The 15,557-nt window shown below is 69.7% G+C and carries 19 protein-coding genes; 9 read left to right on the forward strand and 10 right to left on the reverse strand.

Features of this window, described 5'->3' with window-relative positions; all coding sequences use genetic code 11:
- Positions 1–104: 104 nt before the first annotated feature.
- Together ACWEFB_RS10310 and ACWEFB_RS10315 are read left to right on the forward strand one after the other, a co-directional pair.
- Positions 105–905 (forward strand): helix-turn-helix domain-containing protein, encoded by an 801-nt coding sequence (locus tag ACWEFB_RS10310; RefSeq protein WP_452284196.1) that lies wholly within the window; start codon positions 105–107, stop codon positions 903–905.
- A complete protein-coding gene (locus tag ACWEFB_RS10315; RefSeq protein ID WP_452284198.1) occupies positions 896–1,084 on the forward strand; it encodes a DUF397 domain-containing protein in 189 nt (62 codons plus the stop codon). Before ACWEFB_RS10310 ends, ACWEFB_RS10315 begins: the two co-directional genes overlap by 10 nt.
- Positions 1,085–1,261: 177 nt before the next feature.
- Here the strand turns inward: ACWEFB_RS10315 and ACWEFB_RS10320 are convergent, their stop codons facing one another.
- Positions 1,262–1,600: a hypothetical protein gene (locus tag ACWEFB_RS10320; protein WP_452284200.1), complete on the reverse strand. Its 339-nt coding sequence runs from the start codon at positions 1,598–1,600 to the stop codon at positions 1,262–1,264.
- A gap of 169 nt (positions 1,601–1,769) precedes the next feature.
- Here ACWEFB_RS10320 and ACWEFB_RS10325 point away from each other — a divergent pair, with 169 nt between their 5' ends.
- Positions 1,770–1,991 carry a DUF2188 domain-containing protein gene (locus tag ACWEFB_RS10325; RefSeq protein ID WP_452284202.1) on the forward strand — a complete coding sequence of 74 codons (222 nt, stop codon included), beginning with the start codon at positions 1,770–1,772 and terminating at the stop codon, positions 1,989–1,991.
- Between the two features lie 82 nt (positions 1,992–2,073).
- On the opposite strand, the gene ACWEFB_RS10330 is transcribed toward ACWEFB_RS10325, so the two are convergent.
- The 4 genes from ACWEFB_RS10330 to ACWEFB_RS10345 form a co-directional block, all read right to left on the reverse strand.
- Positions 2,074–2,346 carry a DUF4235 domain-containing protein gene (locus ACWEFB_RS10330; protein ID WP_452284204.1) on the reverse strand — a complete coding sequence of 91 codons (273 nt, stop codon included), beginning with the start codon at positions 2,344–2,346 and terminating at the stop codon, positions 2,074–2,076.
- A 25-nt stretch (positions 2,347–2,371) separates the two neighbouring features.
- A complete protein-coding gene (locus tag ACWEFB_RS10335) occupies positions 2,372–3,334 on the reverse strand; it encodes a TIGR03557 family F420-dependent LLM class oxidoreductase (protein ID WP_452284206.1) in 963 nt (320 codons plus the stop codon).
- Between the two features lie 36 nt (positions 3,335–3,370).
- A complete protein-coding gene (locus tag ACWEFB_RS10340) occupies positions 3,371–3,871 on the reverse strand; it encodes a hemerythrin domain-containing protein (protein WP_452284208.1) in 501 nt (166 codons plus the stop codon).
- A gap of 137 nt (positions 3,872–4,008) precedes the next feature.
- Complete coding sequence (locus tag ACWEFB_RS10345) at positions 4,009–4,986, reverse strand: TIGR03557 family F420-dependent LLM class oxidoreductase (protein WP_452284210.1); 978 nt, start codon at positions 4,984–4,986, stop codon at positions 4,009–4,011.
- Between the two features lie 177 nt (positions 4,987–5,163).
- Here ACWEFB_RS10345 and ACWEFB_RS10350 point away from each other — a divergent pair, with 177 nt between their 5' ends.
- Positions 5,164–6,009: a hypothetical protein gene (locus ACWEFB_RS10350; protein ID WP_452284212.1), complete on the forward strand. Its 846-nt coding sequence runs from the start codon at positions 5,164–5,166 to the stop codon at positions 6,007–6,009.
- Positions 6,010–6,096: 87 nt separating this feature from the next.
- On the opposite strand, the gene ACWEFB_RS10355 is transcribed toward ACWEFB_RS10350, so the two are convergent.
- Both ACWEFB_RS10355 and ACWEFB_RS10360 read right to left on the reverse strand, forming a co-directional pair.
- Complete coding sequence (locus ACWEFB_RS10355; protein ID WP_452284214.1) at positions 6,097–6,495, reverse strand: NUDIX hydrolase; 399 nt, start codon at positions 6,493–6,495, stop codon at positions 6,097–6,099.
- Positions 6,482–7,117, reverse strand: a complete 636-nt coding sequence (locus ACWEFB_RS10360; protein ID WP_452284216.1) for a TetR/AcrR family transcriptional regulator C-terminal domain-containing protein — start codon at positions 7,115–7,117, stop codon at positions 6,482–6,484. The genes ACWEFB_RS10355 and ACWEFB_RS10360 overlap by 14 nt, the downstream gene beginning before the upstream one ends.
- A gap of 71 nt (positions 7,118–7,188) precedes the next feature.
- Here ACWEFB_RS10360 and ACWEFB_RS10365 point away from each other — a divergent pair, with 71 nt between their 5' ends.
- Both ACWEFB_RS10365 and ACWEFB_RS10370 read left to right on the forward strand, forming a co-directional pair.
- Complete coding sequence (locus tag ACWEFB_RS10365; protein ID WP_452284218.1) at positions 7,189–8,421, forward strand: beta-ketoacyl-[acyl-carrier-protein] synthase family protein; 1,233 nt, start codon at positions 7,189–7,191, stop codon at positions 8,419–8,421.
- Between the two features lie 104 nt (positions 8,422–8,525).
- Complete coding sequence (locus ACWEFB_RS10370; RefSeq protein WP_452284220.1) at positions 8,526–8,912, forward strand: hypothetical protein; 387 nt, start codon at positions 8,526–8,528, stop codon at positions 8,910–8,912.
- A 124-nt stretch (positions 8,913–9,036) separates the two neighbouring features.
- On the opposite strand, the gene ACWEFB_RS10375 is transcribed toward ACWEFB_RS10370, so the two are convergent.
- Positions 9,037–9,411 carry a hypothetical protein gene (locus ACWEFB_RS10375; RefSeq protein ID WP_452284222.1) on the reverse strand — a complete coding sequence of 125 codons (375 nt, stop codon included), beginning with the start codon at positions 9,409–9,411 and terminating at the stop codon, positions 9,037–9,039.
- A 269-nt stretch (positions 9,412–9,680) separates the two neighbouring features.
- Here ACWEFB_RS10375 and ACWEFB_RS10380 point away from each other — a divergent pair, with 269 nt between their 5' ends.
- Positions 9,681–11,006: a hypothetical protein gene (locus ACWEFB_RS10380; RefSeq protein ID WP_452284224.1), complete on the forward strand. Its 1,326-nt coding sequence runs from the start codon at positions 9,681–9,683 to the stop codon at positions 11,004–11,006.
- A gap of 63 nt (positions 11,007–11,069) precedes the next feature.
- Here ACWEFB_RS10380 and ACWEFB_RS10385 read toward each other — a convergent pair whose 3' ends face one another.
- Together ACWEFB_RS10385 and ACWEFB_RS10390 are read right to left on the reverse strand one after the other, a co-directional pair.
- Entirely contained in the window at positions 11,070–12,305 is a 1,236-nt protein-coding gene (locus ACWEFB_RS10385; protein WP_452284226.1) for a Dyp-type peroxidase, read from the reverse strand.
- The gene (locus ACWEFB_RS10390) at positions 12,302–12,916 is read right to left on the reverse strand and encodes a copper chaperone PCu(A)C (RefSeq protein WP_452284228.1); all 615 of its coding nucleotides are present in this window, start codon (positions 12,914–12,916) and stop codon (positions 12,302–12,304) included. Before ACWEFB_RS10390 ends, ACWEFB_RS10385 begins: the two co-directional genes overlap by 4 nt.
- A gap of 273 nt (positions 12,917–13,189) precedes the next feature.
- On the opposite strand from ACWEFB_RS10390, the gene ACWEFB_RS10395 reads away from it, so the two are divergent.
- Both ACWEFB_RS10395 and ACWEFB_RS10400 read left to right on the forward strand, forming a co-directional pair.
- Complete coding sequence (locus tag ACWEFB_RS10395) at positions 13,190–13,885, forward strand: TetR/AcrR family transcriptional regulator (RefSeq protein ID WP_452284230.1); 696 nt, start codon at positions 13,190–13,192, stop codon at positions 13,883–13,885.
- Between the two features lie 117 nt (positions 13,886–14,002).
- Entirely contained in the window at positions 14,003–15,508 is a 1,506-nt protein-coding gene (locus ACWEFB_RS10400; protein ID WP_452284232.1) for an MFS transporter, read from the forward strand.
- The last annotated feature ends 49 nt before the right edge of the window (positions 15,509–15,557 follow it).

Here is a 15,557-nt window from a genome sequence, read left to right on the forward strand (position 1 = left end):
CCCTAGTGTCGATAGGCATTCACGGCCCGTAGAGCCGACGTGACGGGAGCGGGTCCCGCATGAGTGGCCGTGAATAGTTGATCTGTTGAATTGGGGGATGTCGAATGGCGGACGTACCGGGTCCACTGGCTGAATTCATCGTTGGGGAGATCCGCCGGGCGAGGACCGCGTCCGGCCAGACACAGGAGGCGTTCGGCCGGGCCGCTGGTTTCAGCGCGTCGCACGTCAGCTCGGTCGAGAACGGCACCCGAGCGCTGACCATGGACTTCGTCCGTGGCGCCGATCGGGCGTTGCACACCGGCGGCCTGTACGAGCGGCTCGTGGTCAAGTTCGGCGCCCCGTCGTGGTTCCAGCCATGGCTCGAAGCCGAGCAGTCGGCCGACCAACTCCGCACTTTCCAGCCGAACCTGATCCCCGGTCTGCTCCAGACGGAGGACTACGCCCGCGCGGTGGTGCGCCTCGACACCGGCTTGAGCGAGGCAGAGGTGGAGCAGGCCGTGGCGACCAGGATGGAACGGCAGGCGATCCTGGACCGGGACGACCCACCGCACGTCGTCGCCGTGCTCGACGAGGCCGCGCTGCACCGCTTCGCGGAGGGCTGCGACAAGATCCTCGCGGCCCAGCTCGTGCACCTGCTGCGGATGGCCGAACGCCCGCGCGTCAGCGTGCACGTCATCCCCGCCGGAGTCGGCCTGCACCTCGGGCTGAGCGGCCCGTTCGTCCTGGCCCGGCTGCCCGAGGGCGGGTGGGTCGGGCACATGGAGAACCAGCTCGGCGGTGTGGTGGTGCATCGGACCGAGCAGGTGGCTAGTCTGCTGGCAAGGTGGGAGAGTGTCCGGAACGAGGCTCTGCCGACGCGTCAATCCCTCGATCTGATCAAGGAAGTGGTGAAGCCATGGATCTGACCGACGCCAGGTGGCGTAAGTCCTCTCGCAGCGGCTCCAGCGGCGGCGACTGCGTGGAGGTCGCGGACAACCTTCCCGGCCGCGTGCTGGTTCGCGACACCAAGGACCGCGATGGTGGCACCCTGACCTTCGCCCCGGACGCGTGGCGCGCGTTTGTCGGCCTGGCAAAGCAGCACTGACACCCACGGAACGTCGACCGTCGCCCCTGTCGCCCCAACCGGCACAGGGGCACGGTCATCTCCGGCTCGCCCGTCCCAACAGGGGTCGCTCGTGATCTGGGAGACTTTGGCTCGCTCCAGCCGGCCGAACTCTCCCTGATCATCACTCGGGGCGGGGCTTCACCGAACGCAGGCCTCTCACTCGGTCGGCAGCTCGCCGATCAGCACCCGCCCCAACGGCCACCGAAGCCAGTGTGCCGGGTCCGACGGGTGGTGCAGGGTGATCTGGTCGCCCTCCACGCCGATCGAGTACCCGGCGTACGCGTCCGGGTCGTCCTGCCCGGCGGAACCCGCCCGTCCACCGCCACGGTCAAGAGTTCCCTGGTCCGGCCCCTGCTGGTCGGGCGATGGTGGGACGGGGTGGCGCGAGTAGGCCGGTGGAACGAAAGTCGCGGTGGTGAGCTGCCCGAATGCCGTCCATGCCGTCAACGTTGCCAGCAGGGGCACCACGGTAAGGGCGAGTAGGTGAGCCTTCACCTGGTCACCTCCGGTGCCAGGAGCCCCCGGGGGTGGGGACACCGTTCGTATCTACAACGAGCGAGCGCCCGATCGGTGGCCCGAGGGCTGCGAATCACCCGTTTGGGTCTCGTCGTCCGGGGTACGAAACAAGGGATCGATGATCTCGAAACCCTGACGAGGAGGAACGATGAGCCGCAGCGAGTACCACGTCGTACCCGACGGCAACCGCTGGAAGGTCGAGCAGGGGTCGAACGGGTTCGGCACCTTCGCCACCAAGCAGGAGGCCGTCGACAAGGGCCGCGAGACCGCGCGGGCAAACCAGCCCAGCCAGCTCGTGCTGCACACCACCGACGGGAAGATCGAAACCGAGTACACCTACCAGGACGATCCGTACCCGCCGAAGGGCTGACGCCGCGCCCGGCGAGCAAGCTTGAGGAGGGGCCCGACTCGTACGCGAGTCGGGCCCCTCCCGGTTGGTGGCGGTTCTGGGCTCAGCTGGGCCAGCTACCGGTGACCCGGCGTACGCCGACCGCACCGCCCCGGTCGACGGCCGCCTTGACCACCGCGAAGATCGCGCCCTGGATCGCGGCGGCGGCGAGGATCTCGCCCCAGCCACGGTCCTCGTCGGTGGCGTTGGGTGCGTCGCCGTCACCGGCCGCCGTCTTCCAGACCTGCTTGAACACCATGCCGGCGAGTGCACCGGCCGCGACACCGAGCAGGATTCCCACCGGTTTGTACGCCATCTTGTTGACCGTCTTGCCCATCGTGCCCATCCTCCCTCGTGGTCGATCAGCGTCGTTGGTCGCGCAGCGCCGGCAGTACGTGGTCGGCGTACAGGTCGAAAAGCCCCTGGTAGTGCGGACCGGTGTTGCCGACGTAGACCTCGTCGAAGCCGGCCTTGGCGTACTTGTCGATCATCTCCAGGTGGGCGTCCGGATCGCTGCCGCAGACGAACGCCTTGCGCACCATGTCCTCGGTGACCAGTTCGGATGCCTGCTCGAAGTGCCGGGGCGACGGCAGCACCTGGGACAGCTCGCCCGGCACCCCGGCGTTCGGCCAACGCTCGTACGCGATCCGCGCCCCCTCGTCCTCGGTCGCCGCGTACGCCGCCTTGAAGCCGGCCTGGCACGGCTTGTCGCCGCCGCCACCGTCCCTGAAACGCTTGACCAGGTCGGCGTCGGGCGAGGTGCTCATGTAACCGTCACCGATCCGGGCCGCGAGATCCACCGACTTCGGCCCGAACCCGGAGACGTAGATGGCCGGCGGCTGCTCCGGCAGGGTGTAGATCCGAGCATGTTCCACCGTGTAGTGCTTGCCGTGGTGGTCGGTGAACTCGCCCTTCCACAGCTCGCGGATGACCTCCACCGACTCTTCCAGCATCTCCAGCCGTACGTCCGCGCTGGGCCACGCGTCACCGAAGATGTGCTCGTTGAGCGCCTCGCCGCTGCCGATGCCGAGCACGAACCGGCCCTCGTGCAGAACCGCGCTCGTCGCCGCGGCCTGGGCGATGACCGCCGGGTGGATCCGTACGGTCGGGCAGGTGACGGCGGTGGTCACCGGTAGCCGGCAGACCTGGCTCAGCGCGCCGATCGTCGACCAGACGAACGGGCTCTGCCCCTGGGCGTCGACCCACGGGTGGTAGTGGTCGGAGATCCAGAGTGCCTCGAAGCCGGCCCGCTCGGCGCCCCGCGCCTGCTCCAGCAACTCGGCCGGGGTGTAGTCCTCGCTGGAAAGGAAGTACCCGATGCGCATTGTCCACTCCTTCGCGCCGCGAAAACCGTACGGGGATCAGGCGGTGACCGCGTCCACGGCCTTTTTCATCGCCTTCGGCTCGGTGGGCTTGCGGGGCGCCGTCTTCTTCAGCTCGATCATGCGTTCGCCGATCTCCTGGAGCTTCTTTCGGCCGAGCCCCTCACGCACCTTCGGGAACCACTCCTCTTCCTCCTCCTCGATGTGGTGCGTGACATTCTCGATCAGCACCGTCGTCTTGGCGTCGAAGCGCTCGTCCTCGGGCTTCATCGCGGCAAGTTCGAGGCAGAGTACGTCCGCCACGTGGTGTTCCTCGTAAGACTCCAGCACGTCGTCCTCGAGATCCGGCAGCAGCTTGCGGGTCTCCGGGTACATGCACTCGTTCTCGATGTAGGTGTGCACGGTCAGCAGTTCGAGAATGCGGTCGACGATGTCGCCCTTCTTCTTGGTGGCATTCTCGCCGGCCTGCTGGAATTCCTTGAACAATGCCTTGATCTCTTTGTGATCCTGCTTGAGCAGAACAATCGCGTCGTTCGACATCCGAGCCTCCTGGTTGGGTCGATGACCCTGCTACCCTCGGCCCTCCGAACGGAAACCTCGGCCGACGCCGCTGACCTGGAACAAAAAGCGCCGGCGTCGCCCCGAAAGGGGAGACGCCGGTCGTGCGATGCCCTGTGTCAGGCGGGGGAGCCGGACGGCTTGAGTGACCGGATCCGGTCGGCCAGGTCGCGTTCGAAGAAGTCGAGGAAACCGTCCGGGTCCGGGCCGGCGTTGAGTAGCACCAACCGGTCATAACCGGCGTCGAGATAGCCCTGCACCGCCCGTACGTGTGCCTCCGGGTCCGGACCGACGGTGAACTGCCGGCGGATGTCGTCCTCCTTGACCCACTTGCTGGCGGCGTCGAAGTTGACCGGGTTGGGCAGCTCGCTCATCACCTTCCAACCGGTGACCGCCCACCGGCTGCTGGTCAGTGCCGCCTGCACCGCCTGCTGCTCGTCGGTCGCCCAGGCGAGGTTGACCTCGGCGTAGCGGGGGCCGTCGCCACCGGCCCGCCGGTAGTGCTCGACGATCTCGGCCTGCGGTTCGACCGCGAACAGGGCGGTGCCGAGTTCCCCGGCGATCTTCGCCGAGGCCGGTCCGCTGGCGGCGACCGCGATCAGCGGCAGGGTCTCCGGCAGGTCGAAGACCCGCGCGTCCTCCAACTGGAGGTGCTTGCCCTCGTACGAGTGGTACCCGCCCGACCAGAGCAGATTGATGATCTCCAGTGCCTCGCGCAGCCGTTCGTGTCGACCACGCACGCTCGGAAAGCCCAGGCCCACCACGTGCTCGTTCAGCCGCTCGCCGGCACCGACACCGAGGGTGAAACGGTTGCCGGAGACGATCGCCAGCGTTGCCGCCGCCTGGGCGATGATCGCCGGGTGGTAACGCATCGTCGGGCAGGTGACGCCGGTGACCAGGCCGACGGTCCGGGTGCGGGCGGCGACCGCGCCGAGCACGGTCCAGGTGAACGACGAGTGCCCCTGGACGTCCAGCCACGGGTGGTAGTGGTCGCTCATTTCCACGAAGTCGAAGCCGACCTCCTCGGCCCGGATCGCCTGCCGGATGATCTCCTCCGGCCCGAACGCCTCCGAGGAGAGCTTGTACCCGATCTGCATGCCGCGGTCCCCTTCTCGCCGTCAACCACCGGATGACCGACTACCCCGACCGGTACGCGACAAACGTGCAGGTCACCTCGCTGCGGTCGAATCGGGGAGCGTTCGATCGACGAAGTGGGATAAGGTATCGAGCCTTGCCTGAGCAAGACCTCACTTACCCCCGGGGGATTTTTTCTCGTGTCTCGTTGGAAAAGCTCCACAGTCCTGACCGTTTCCGCGGTCGCGATGCTCGGTCTCACCGCCTGCGGCCCGCAGGATGCCGCGACGGAGACCAAGAAGGAACCGACGGTCCTGGAACTGCTCGCCAGTGACGCCAAGGGCTCGATCCAGAAGACGGCGACCACCATCGGCAGCGCCACCTCCATCACGTTCACGATGGACGGTAAGGGCGAGGGCGAGCCGGTCAAGGGGAGCGGTTTCGCGATCCTCGGCACCGATCGCAAGGCGGAGATGACGCTGGAGGACCCGAAGGAGGGTCCGACCACCGTCCGCATCATCGGCTCCGCCATGTACGTCGGAATCTCCGCCGCCGAGCAGGCGGAGTTCGACGGCAAGAAGTGGCTGAAGATGGATGCCGGCATGGCCGGCGAGGAGGGTACCGAGGCGATGTCCAGCATGCTGGACAACATCGACCCGGGCCAGTCCCTGAAGCCGGTCCTGGCCGCCGAGACGGTGACCGTGGTGGGGGAGGAGACGGTGAACGGGGCAAAGACCGTCCACTACACCACGACCGTCCCGAGCACGGCCTACGTCGCCGCGACGACCGACGCCAAGGCCCGCGAGGCGCTCGAGAAGGAACTCACCAAGCTGGGCGTCAAGGAGGTCAAGGTCGACCTCTGGGTGGACGAGCAGTACCAGCTCCGTCGCTTCCGGGCCTACCTCAACGACGCGAACGACATCACGGCCGACTACACCGAGTACAACAAGGCCCTGACCGTCGACCTGCCGCCGGCTGCGGAGACCGCCGACTTCGCCGAGATGATGAAGGGCCTCGCGGACGCCCTGAAGGATCTCGAAGGCTGACCGACCAGCACCTCGAACGCGTGACGGCTCCGGGTCCGCCCGGAGCCGTCACGCTTTCCGTCCCGAACCGCTGTCCCGCAGCGTCGCTCAGGCGAGCTGACCGCTCTCGTGCAGCCGGTCGAAGATGATCTGGTCCACCGGGGAGACCCGGTCCCGGTCGGCGTACCCGAGCCAGGCCACCTCGGCGATTTCGTTACTGGCCGTGAGCACGCCCCGGTAGTCGGCGGCGTAGCAGGTCATCCGGACGGTGATGCCCTCGGCGTGCCCGTGTGCCTGCGCCTCGAAGGTGCCGACCGGGGTGACGGTCTCCGGCGTGATCGCCACCCGGAGTTCCTCGTCGATCTCCCGGACCAGGGTGGCCAGGTCGGTCTCACCGGGCTCGCGCTTCCCGCCGGGCAGGTAGTAGACGTCCTTGCCGTGGCTGCGGGTGCTGAGGATGGCGCTGTTCTCGATCCGGATCCACGCGATCTTGTCAATGACGGTCACGCTCGGCATCGTAGGCGCCGGCCTTTCCGCGTACGGTGAGCACCCCGGCGAGGTCGATCTCGTCGGATCGGCCGCCGAACCCGGACTCCGAGATCAGGCGCGCGCCGAGGACGGCGCTCCAGAACGTACGGGCCTCGACGTCGGCGGGCCGGTCGATCTCCCACCCCCGGCGCTCCAGGATCGTGGTGAGGTACCGCTGCGCCTTCTGGAACAGCAGGGTGAGGCTCTGCTCGGCCAGTGGCCGCAGCTCCGGGCGCTGACGGGTGATCGACATCGCCCGGACGGCGGTCGGCACCGCCGGCAGCGCCAGTGCCGTACGCGCCATCGCCGTCCGGAACGCCTCCGGCGTACGCTGCCGGCGCCCGACCGGCTCCAACCGTGCGGCGTCGCGCAGCAGCAACCGGAACGCCGCGTGCACGAACAGCGCGTCCTTGGAACCGAAGTAGTAGGTGATCTGGTTCGCGTGCGCGCCGGCCGCGGCGGCGATCTCGGCGACGCTGACGCCGTCGAAGCTCCGCGCCGCGAACAGCGCCGCCGCCTGTTCGAGGATCAACGCACGGGTACGCCGACCGCGGTCCCTGGGTGGGGCGTCGCGGCCGGAGCGCGGCTCGGAGGTGGACATGTCAAAGTTGTATGCGATACAACTAGGAGATGGCAAGCCCCGTATCCACGCACCCCCGCCAGGAGGCCAGCATGAACGCCCACGACGTTGTCGTCACCGGGCTCGGCGCGACCACGCCGCTCGGCGGGGACGTCGACTCGCTGTGGCAGGGCATGCTCGTCGGGCGCTCCGGCGTACGCCGAATCGACGACCTGATGGCGTCGTTCGCGTACGCCGACGACCTGCCCACGAAGATCGCGGCGCCGATGGCCGTCTCCCCGGCCGACGTCCTGCCCCGGGTGCAGGCCCGCCGGATGGACCGCTGCCAGCAGGCCGCGCTCGTCGCCGCCCGGCAGGCCTGGGACGACGCCGGAGCGCCCGAGGTCGACCCGGTCCGCCTCGCGGTGGTGATCGGCACCGGGGTCGGCGGCCTCACCACCCTGCTCGGCCAGGACGACCTGCTCGAGGAGAAAGGGCCGAGCCGGATCTCCCCGCTCACCGTGCCCATGCTGATGCCGAACGGCCCCGCCGCCTGGGTCAGCCTGGAGTACGGCGCCCGCGCCGGCGTGTACGCCCCGGTCTCCGCCTGCGCCTCCGGAGCAGAGGCCCTCGCCCTCGCCGCCCGACTCATCCGCGCAGGCGAAGCCGACGTGGTCATCGCCGGTGGAGCCGAGGCCGCCATCGCCCCGCTGACTATTGCCGGTTTCGCCCAGGCCCGTACGTTGTCCAAGCGCAACGACGACCCGGAGCGCGCCTCCCGGCCGTTCGACGTCGACCGGGAAGGCTTCGTGCTCGGCGAGGGCGCCGGGGTGATGATCCTGGAGCGGGCGGACTTCGCGGCCGGGCGGGGTGCCCGCGTACTCGGGCGGCTGGCCGGCTACGGCATCACCTCCGACGCCCACCACATCACCGGCCCGGACCCGACCGGCGCCGGACAGATCCGGGCGATCCGTACGGCTGTGGCCAGCGCGGGCCTCCAGCCAGCCGACGTCAAGCACGTCAACTGCCACGCCACGTCCACGGTCGTCGGCGACATCGGCGAGGCCGCCGCCATCGAGCAGGCCCTCGGGGACGACGTCGTGCTCACCGCGCCCAAGTCCAGCCTCGGCCACCTGGTCGGCGCCGCCGGTGCGGTCGAGGGCATCATCACCCTGCTGTCCGTGGTCAACAACGTCATCCCGCCCACCCTCAACCTCGAACAGAAGGCCCCCGAGGTCCACCTGGACGTGGTCACCGACAAGCCCCGCGAGCAGCAGCTCGACGCCGCCCTCTGCAACTCCTTCGGCTTCGGCGGCCAGAACGTCTCCCTCCTCTTCACCGCCTGACCGGGCGGCCCCGCCCCTGGTCTCGGGCGGCACCGGTCACCCGTGCGGTGGATACCGGTGCCCTGAGCTGCCAAAACACGGTCGCGGGCGACAGGCTTCCGGTCATGGAGACCGACCGTGTGACCCTGCCGGACCTCACCCTGTACCGGCTACAGCGCAGTGAGCGCGACGCGGAGTTCGAGGGTGTGGCCGTACCCGGCCTGGTGGCGCGGTTCTACCACCGCGACGAGGACGGCCGCACCGCCACCGTCGGCCGTTACTGGTACGCCGGCCGGGAACTGCTGATGGCCTGGGGGTACGCCGACGAGGAGCACTGCCGGGCCTCGGCGGTCCGGGGCGCCGACGGTCGATGGCACCCGCCGACCGAGGGCTGCCCGACGGTGCGGGTGGTTCGGGAGCGGCCGGAGGCGCCGGTGGCCGGGTTCGAGGTCCGGACCCCGGCCGGAAACTGGATCGCGGGAGGGACGACGGCACCGGTTCCGGCCGGATGATCCGGCCTCCGGGTTTCCCCGGCCCGGTCCCGTCGTCCCTTCGTCCCGTCGTCCCTACGTGCTGGACCACCCGGACATCGTCAAGATCTACGACTTCGATGCCGAGCTTCCGTCGCCGGCCAGGTCAGCCGGCTGCCCCGGCGACCGGTGCCGGCCCGGGCACCGATGCGGTGCGGCGGACCGCCCAGAGCGAGCCGGCGGTCAGGGCCAGGGCGGTGGCGAACGCCGCCAGGTGGATCACCGGGTTGTCGATCGGTACGAACCCGATGATCGCCACCGGCACCTGGACGACCGCGACCAGGGCCACCAGCAGGCCACGCCGGGCACGGCCCCAGGCGTACGCGGTCCACACCGGAGCGGTGACCGCGATCAGGGTCAGCGCGTCCAGCACCGAGTGCAGGTACGTGTTGTGTACCGCGTTGTGCGCGAACGCCTGAGCTGGTGATGCCACCAACAGCCCCGCGATCACCAGTCCGGCCACGATCCCAATTCGACGCATGACAACCTCCCAGTGCAACCGCGAAGTCACGGATAGTCATCACGGTAGGCAGGGGATCGGTGCGCAGATAGGCGCATCGCGTCATCTGCCGCTCCGGACACCCGTGCGGGGGAGCTGGGGCCATCGATGGAACTCTTTGGCATCGTCCGGCGACTACTTCTCCGGGAGGCCCGTCAACCGCCCACTGTCCCCTTCGGAAAAGCAGCCGATGGACCGCAGGGTGAGACGCACGGGTCGGACCCCGTGAGCCGCCGACCCGTCACCCGGTGATGCCCGGACCGCCGGTGCTGGCGCACGGGGTGGGTGGCCGCCAGGACCTGCCCATCTCGCTCACCGAGCTGGTCGTCGGCGCCGTACTCGCACTGGTCGTCACGTTCCTCGCCCTGGGCACCCACTGGCGCCGCCCCCTGCTCGACACCGCCGACACGGCCGGTCGGCCGGTGCCCGTACCACTGGCCCGTATGGTCGACTCCGCCGGTTGGGCGTGGGGCGTGCGCCTGCTCGGCCTCGCCCTCGCCGGCTGGTTCGGCGTCGGTCTGCTCGCCGGCCCGGACACCCCGCAGAACCCGACCGCAGGCGCGGTCCACGTGCTCTTCTGGGTGGGGCTGGTGCCGCTGTCGCTGCTGCTCGGGCCGGTGTGGCGCGCTCTGAACCCGGTACGCACCCTGCACCTGCTCGCCGCGCTCGCCCTGCGCCACGATCCGGCGACCGGGCTCCGGCCGCTGCCGCCCCGGCTCGGATACCGACCGGCCGCCGTCGGCCTACTGGCGTTCGTCTGGCTGGAACTGGTCGCGCCCGGTCGTACCACCCTGCCCGTCATCGGCGGATGGCTGGCCGCGTACCTGGTCGCGATGCTCGCCGGTGCCGTGCTGTACGGAGCCGGGTGGTTCGACCGGGGCGACGCGTTCGAGGTGCTCAGCGCGTTGGTCGGCCGGCTCGCGATCATCGGTCGCCGGGGCGACGGGGCACTGGTGTGGCGCAACCCGCTCGACGGAATCGCCTCGCTCGCCCCGGCCCCCGGCCTGATCGCCACGGTGGTGGTGCTGCTCGGCTCCACCATGTACGACAGTGTCTCCAACGCCCCGTTCTGGCTGCGCTTCCAACAGGGCAACGGCCTGCCCGCGCCGGTAACCGGCACCGTGGGCCTGGTCGGTGTCATCGGCGCGGTCGCCCTCGCGTACGCCGCCGCGACCCGCGCCGCCGCCCGACGCGCGCACACCGACCGGGCGGGTACACCCGGGGAACTGGTGCACTCCGTCGTCCCGATCGCCGTCGCCTACCTCGTCGCCCACTACCACTCGCTGCTGATCCTGGAGGGTCAGCGGACCATCGCCCTGCTCTCCGACCCGCTCGACACCGGCGCGAACCTGCTCGGCACCGCCAACTGGCCGGTCCGTACGGACCTCGTCACCCCCTCCGGGGTCGCGAACCTCCAGATCACCGTGATCGTGCTCGGCCACCTCCTCGGCACCCTGCTCGCCCACGACCGGGCCCTCGGACTGTTCCCACCGGCCGAGGCGACCCGAGCGCAGGTCCCACTGCTGGTGCTGATGGTCGCCTACACGGTGACCGGCCTGCTGCTGCTCTTCGCCTGAGGAACCGGGCGGGCCGCTCGGGGCAGGCCGGTCAGCGCCGGCCGGTCCCCGCCGGTCGCGCGGTCAGCCGAGCAACTGTTCGCCGACCCAGCCGTCCGGGGAACAGCCGGGCGGGATGGCGAAGACCGCCGAGCCGATCGGCGTCGTCCACTCGTTGAGCAGGTCCAGTTCGGCGAGGCGGCGCTGGATCGGCAGGAACTGCCGCTCGATGTCCGCCTGGTACGACGCGAAGATCAACCCGGTGTCCGGATGCCCGTCCGGGTTCGGCACACCGTCGTAGTTGTACGGCCGGCGCAGGATGCGCAGCCGGTCCTCGGTCACATGGGCGCGGCTGATGTGGGAGAAGTCGGGAATCGCGGGCAGCCCGGTGGCGTCGGTGGCGGCGAAGTCGGGCAGGTCGTGTTCGGCGGTCCCGCTCAGCGGCGCACCGGTGTCCAGGCGCCGACCGACGGCGAGTTCCTTGTCGGCCCGCCCGAGCAGGTCCCACGTCTCCAACTCCGCTCGGATCCGCCGCAGGACCAGGGTGGTGCCGTCGCGCAGCCAGGCCGGCCCCTCGGGCACCCAGACGGCCCGGTCCAGGGCGCCGGTGGCCATCTTCGGGTTGGCGGTGCCGTCGAGTTGGCCGAGGATGTTGCGCTGGGTCTGCGGCTCGGCCTGGACACCCGCGCCGCGACGGAAACCCTGCTGGACCCAGCGCACCGCCCCGAACGGGCGGGCATCCTTGATCAGCATCCGCTGGGCGTGGGCGACGGTGAGCGGGTCGTCGGCGCAGATCTGGAGCAGCAGGTCACCACCGGACCAGGCCGGCAGCAGGCGGTCGATGGGGAACGGCGGCAGGTCGGCGACGGACGGTGGCCGCCGGTCGTCGAGCCGGGCGGCGGCGTACAGGCCGGGTCCGAATCCGAACGTGATGGTGAGCCGGGCGGGAAGCACGGCCAGTTCCCGTTCGGTGTCGCCCAGGGCCGGCTCACCCCGGGTCAGCCGGGCGGCGTCGTCGGAGAGCAGCCGCATCAGCCGGACCAGGGCCGCCCGGTCGGTGCCCGGCGTCAGGGTGAGGCCGACAAACGCGGCGTGCGACTGCGGGTCGGTGGCGATGCCGGCCTGCCGGGCGCCGTGGAAGGGCTCCACCGCCGTACCGATCTCGACGGCCGGAACGGGCGACGCGGCCGGCGGCGCACCGTCGGCGGCGTGGACGGCGGCGACCGTACCCGCTCCGGCGAGGATTCCTCCCACCGCGACGGACCCGCCGGTGAGCAGACGCCGCCTGCTCACCGGACGGTACGTGGACCGGTCCGTCATGCCGGTGGGCTCATGCTCATGCCCGCGCCGGGAGTGGCGGTGGGGCCCATGTTCATGCCGGTGCCCGGGTCGTAGCTCTCCCCGGCCCCGGCGAACGGCTTCACGATCGCGGTGAACTCGGCGGTGCCGCCGCCCGCGAACGTCAACGTGAAGGTGACCTCGTCGCCGGGCCTGACCGGCTTCGTCAGGTTCATCAACATCAGGTGGTCGCCGCTTGGCTCCAGCACGTGGGTGCCGTGAGCCGCGACGACAAAGCCGCCGGCCTTGGGCTGCATGAGCATCTTGCCGTCTTTCATGGTCATCTCGTGCAGTTCCATCGGCGACACCGACGAAACGGCGCTCACCACGGTGACGTCGGTGTCGCCGTCGTTGACCAGGGTGCCGAACGCCGCGGTCATTCCCGAGTCGGCCGCCTTGACCCACGGGTCACGGAGGTTGAACGCACCGGTGGTCGTCGAAGCGCTCGGGGTGGCCTGGCCGGTGCCGGACGGTTCGCTGCCGCCGCCGCACCCCGCCACCGCGCCGATCAGGGCCAGCGACGCCAGGGCGGCGCGGGCGACGGTCAGGAGTGCGGGACGCCGTCGGGGGACTGGCGACGCGGCTGTGCGCATGGATTTCCTCGGCCTTCGGATTCATCTGCTGGACGTTCACCGTTCGACCTGTTGGTCGCTGCCGTCGCTCGTGGAGTTCCCGGCATCGTGCCCGGCTCGTCGCTCTCCCGGCGTCGTACCGGCCCGCCGGGGAAGCGGTGGCCGGACCAGCAGGTCTGATCGATGTCGGGACGCAGGTCACAGCGGGTGGAGAAATAACCGGGGATGGTCTCCCCGTTTGACTCTTCGGGTGAAGCGGGGAAGATCTCCCCGGTTTCAGTGAGGAGCGTCGACGTGGCTGGTACTGCCGTACAACAGCGGTTGCCCCGGCAGCGAGCCGACGCGTCCCGGAACTTCGACCGGATCGTCGCCGCGGCTGGCGAGCTTTTTGTCGAGCGGGGCGCCGATGTGCCGCTGGACGAGATCGCGCAGCGGGCGGGGGTGGGTAACGCCACCCTCTATCGGCATTTCGCCAACCGGCGGGAACTGATCCGGGTAGTGGTTCTGACCCTGATGTCCGGTCTGACCGACCAGGCGGAACGGGCACTGATGGAGGAGCCAGACCCGTTCGAGGCGCTCCGGCGGTTCGTACACATATCGGCGGAGCTGCTGATCGGCGGGCTGTGTCCGGTTTTCTCCGACTGGCTGGACCCCGCCGATCCCGAGCTGAACGTACAGCGGGAGCGCCTGGAGGACGTGTTGGAGGCCATCCTGGGCCGGGCACGTGAGTCCGGCCAGTTGCGTCCCGACGTGGCCATCGGCGACGTGATCGTCCCGATCGTCCAGCTCACCCGACCGATGCCCGGTACGGGTCGGGCGACCCTCGATCGGTTCGCCCACCGCCACCTGGAGATCCTGCTCGACGGGCTGCGCGCACCGCAGCGTTCCGTACTGCCGGGGTGCACGGTCACCCTGGCCGACCTACGACAGGCAGCGTGCGGTCCGGCTCAGCGTGGAGCCGACCCTTCCGCCGAGCGGGGAGCGCGCTGACCGACCGGCGCTGACCCACGGCGCCGACAAACCAAACACCATCACCGCCACATCCGGGTGGCCTGCGTCCACAGGCTGCCGTTTCCATCCATATTTGCGAAAATTGCGGGGACCTTCATGTCCACAGAAGTACAAGCCAATCCGAGGCGCTGGACAGCGCTGATATTCATCTCGTTGGCTCAGCTGATGGTCGTGCTGGACGCGACCGTGGTGAACATCGCCTTGCCGGCGGCCCAGCACGACCTGGGCATCTCCGACGGCAACCGGCAGTGGGTCATCACCGCCTACACGCTCGCCTTCGGTGGTCTGCTGCTGTTCGGCGGCCGGCTCGCCGACATCGCCGGCCGGAAGCGGATCTTCACCATTGGTCTGATCGGGTTCGCCGCCGCCTCCGCCATCGGTGGTATCGCGGCCAACACCGGCATGCTGCTGGGTGCTCGTGCCCTACAGGGTGTCTTCGGCGCGATGCTCGCCCCGGCCGCGTTGTCGCTGCTGGCGGTCACCTTCACCGAGGCCAAGGAACGCGCCAAGGCGTTCGGTGTGTTCGGTGCGATCGCGGGTGGTGGTGGCGCTCTCGGCCTGATCCTCGGCGGTGTGCTCACCGAGTACCTGAACTGGCGCTGGGCGTTGTTCGTCAACATCCCGATCGCGCTGATCGCCGCCGCGGGTGCGTACCTGGTGATCCAAGACGTACCGGGTGCCCGTAACCGCAACCGGCTGGACATCCCCGGCGTGGTGCTCTCCACCGCCGGCCTGGTCTCGCTGGTCTACGGCTTCACCCGGGCCGAGTCCGACGGCTGGACCGCTGCCTGGACCCTGGGTTCGTTCGTCGCGGCCGCCGTGTTGCTGGCGGCGTTCGTGCTGGTCGAGTCGCGGGTCGCGCACCCGCTGCTGCCGCTGCGGGTACTCACCGAGCGCAACCGGGCCGGCGTCTACTCCGCGCTGGGCATCGCGGTGATCGGCATGTTCGGCCTGTTCCTCTTCCTCACCTACTACCTCCAGGTGGTCAAGGGATGGTCGCCGGTCGTCACCGGCGTGGCGTTCCTGCCGATGATCGTCGGCATGATCACCGGTTCGACCCAGATCGGCGCCCGGCTGATGAACCGGGTCGCGCCCCGGCTGCTGATGGGTCCGGGCTTCCTGGTCGCCGCGATCGGCCTGCTGATCCTGACCCAGATGAAGGTGGACAGCTCGTACGGCGGCCTGATCCTGCCGGGTCTGGTCCTGCTCGGCCTGGGCATGGGTACGGCGTTCATGCCGGCCATGAGCCTGGCCACCTACGGTGTCGAGCCGCGTGACGCGGGTGTCGCCTCCGCGATGATCAACACGTCGCAGCAGGTCGGCGGCTCGATCGGCACCGCGCTGCTGAACACTGTCGCGGCCAGTGCCACCGCGGCGTGGTTGCTCGACCGGGGCGGCAACCCGGCGCTGATCAACGAGGCGGCCGTGCACGGGTACGCCACCGCGATCTGGTGGGCGGTCGGCCTGATGGCCCTCGCCGCGGTGATCGTGTTCACCTTCGTCAACACCGGACGTCAGGACGGCGGAGCCGTGACCAGCGGATCCGGCGCCAGCGACGACGAGAACGCGGGGGACGTCCCCGTACCGGTGATGATGCACTGACCGGCGACCGATGGACGGTGTCTGCGTCCTGAAGGTGCCCGGACACAAC

Source organism: Micromonospora sp. NPDC004704, assembly GCF_053601675.1.

Bases quoted from the DNA above. Each gene is read 5' to 3' on its own strand.
- ACWEFB_RS10390 (WP_452284228.1), bottom strand. From the start codon at position 12,916: ATGCGCACAGCCGCGTCGCCAGTCCCCCGACGGCGTCCCGCACTCCTG.
- ACWEFB_RS10345 (WP_452284210.1), bottom strand. From the start codon at position 4,986: ATGCAGATCGGGTACAAGCTCTCCTCGGAGGCGTTCGGGCCGGAGGAG.
- ACWEFB_RS10315 (WP_452284198.1), top strand. From the start codon at position 896: ATGGATCTGACCGACGCCAGGTGGCGTAAGTCCTCTCGCAGCGGCTCC.
- ACWEFB_RS10310 (WP_452284196.1), top strand. From the start codon at position 105: ATGGCGGACGTACCGGGTCCACTGGCTGAATTCATCGTTGGGGAGATC.
- ACWEFB_RS10370 (WP_452284220.1), top strand. From the start codon at position 8,526: ATGGAGACCGACCGTGTGACCCTGCCGGACCTCACCCTGTACCGGCTA.
- ACWEFB_RS10380 (WP_452284224.1), top strand. From the start codon at position 9,681: ATGCCCGGACCGCCGGTGCTGGCGCACGGGGTGGGTGGCCGCCAGGAC.
- ACWEFB_RS10375 (WP_452284222.1), bottom strand. From the start codon at position 9,411: ATGCGTCGAATTGGGATCGTGGCCGGACTGGTGATCGCGGGGCTGTTG.
- ACWEFB_RS10340 (WP_452284208.1), bottom strand. From the start codon at position 3,871: ATGTCGAACGACGCGATTGTTCTGCTCAAGCAGGATCACAAAGAGATC.
- ACWEFB_RS10335 (WP_452284206.1), bottom strand. From the start codon at position 3,334: ATGCGCATCGGGTACTTCCTTTCCAGCGAGGACTACACCCCGGCCGAG.
- ACWEFB_RS10325 (WP_452284202.1), top strand. From the start codon at position 1,770: ATGAGCCGCAGCGAGTACCACGTCGTACCCGACGGCAACCGCTGGAAG.
- ACWEFB_RS10330 (WP_452284204.1), bottom strand. From the start codon at position 2,346: ATGGGCAAGACGGTCAACAAGATGGCGTACAAACCGGTGGGAATCCTG.
- ACWEFB_RS10385 (WP_452284226.1), bottom strand. From the start codon at position 12,305: ATGACGGACCGGTCCACGTACCGTCCGGTGAGCAGGCGGCGTCTGCTC.
- ACWEFB_RS10365 (WP_452284218.1), top strand. From the start codon at position 7,189: ATGAACGCCCACGACGTTGTCGTCACCGGGCTCGGCGCGACCACGCCG.
- ACWEFB_RS10400 (WP_452284232.1), top strand. From the start codon at position 14,003: ATGTCCACAGAAGTACAAGCCAATCCGAGGCGCTGGACAGCGCTGATA.
- ACWEFB_RS10360 (WP_452284216.1), bottom strand. From the start codon at position 7,117: ATGTCCACCTCCGAGCCGCGCTCCGGCCGCGACGCCCCACCCAGGGAC.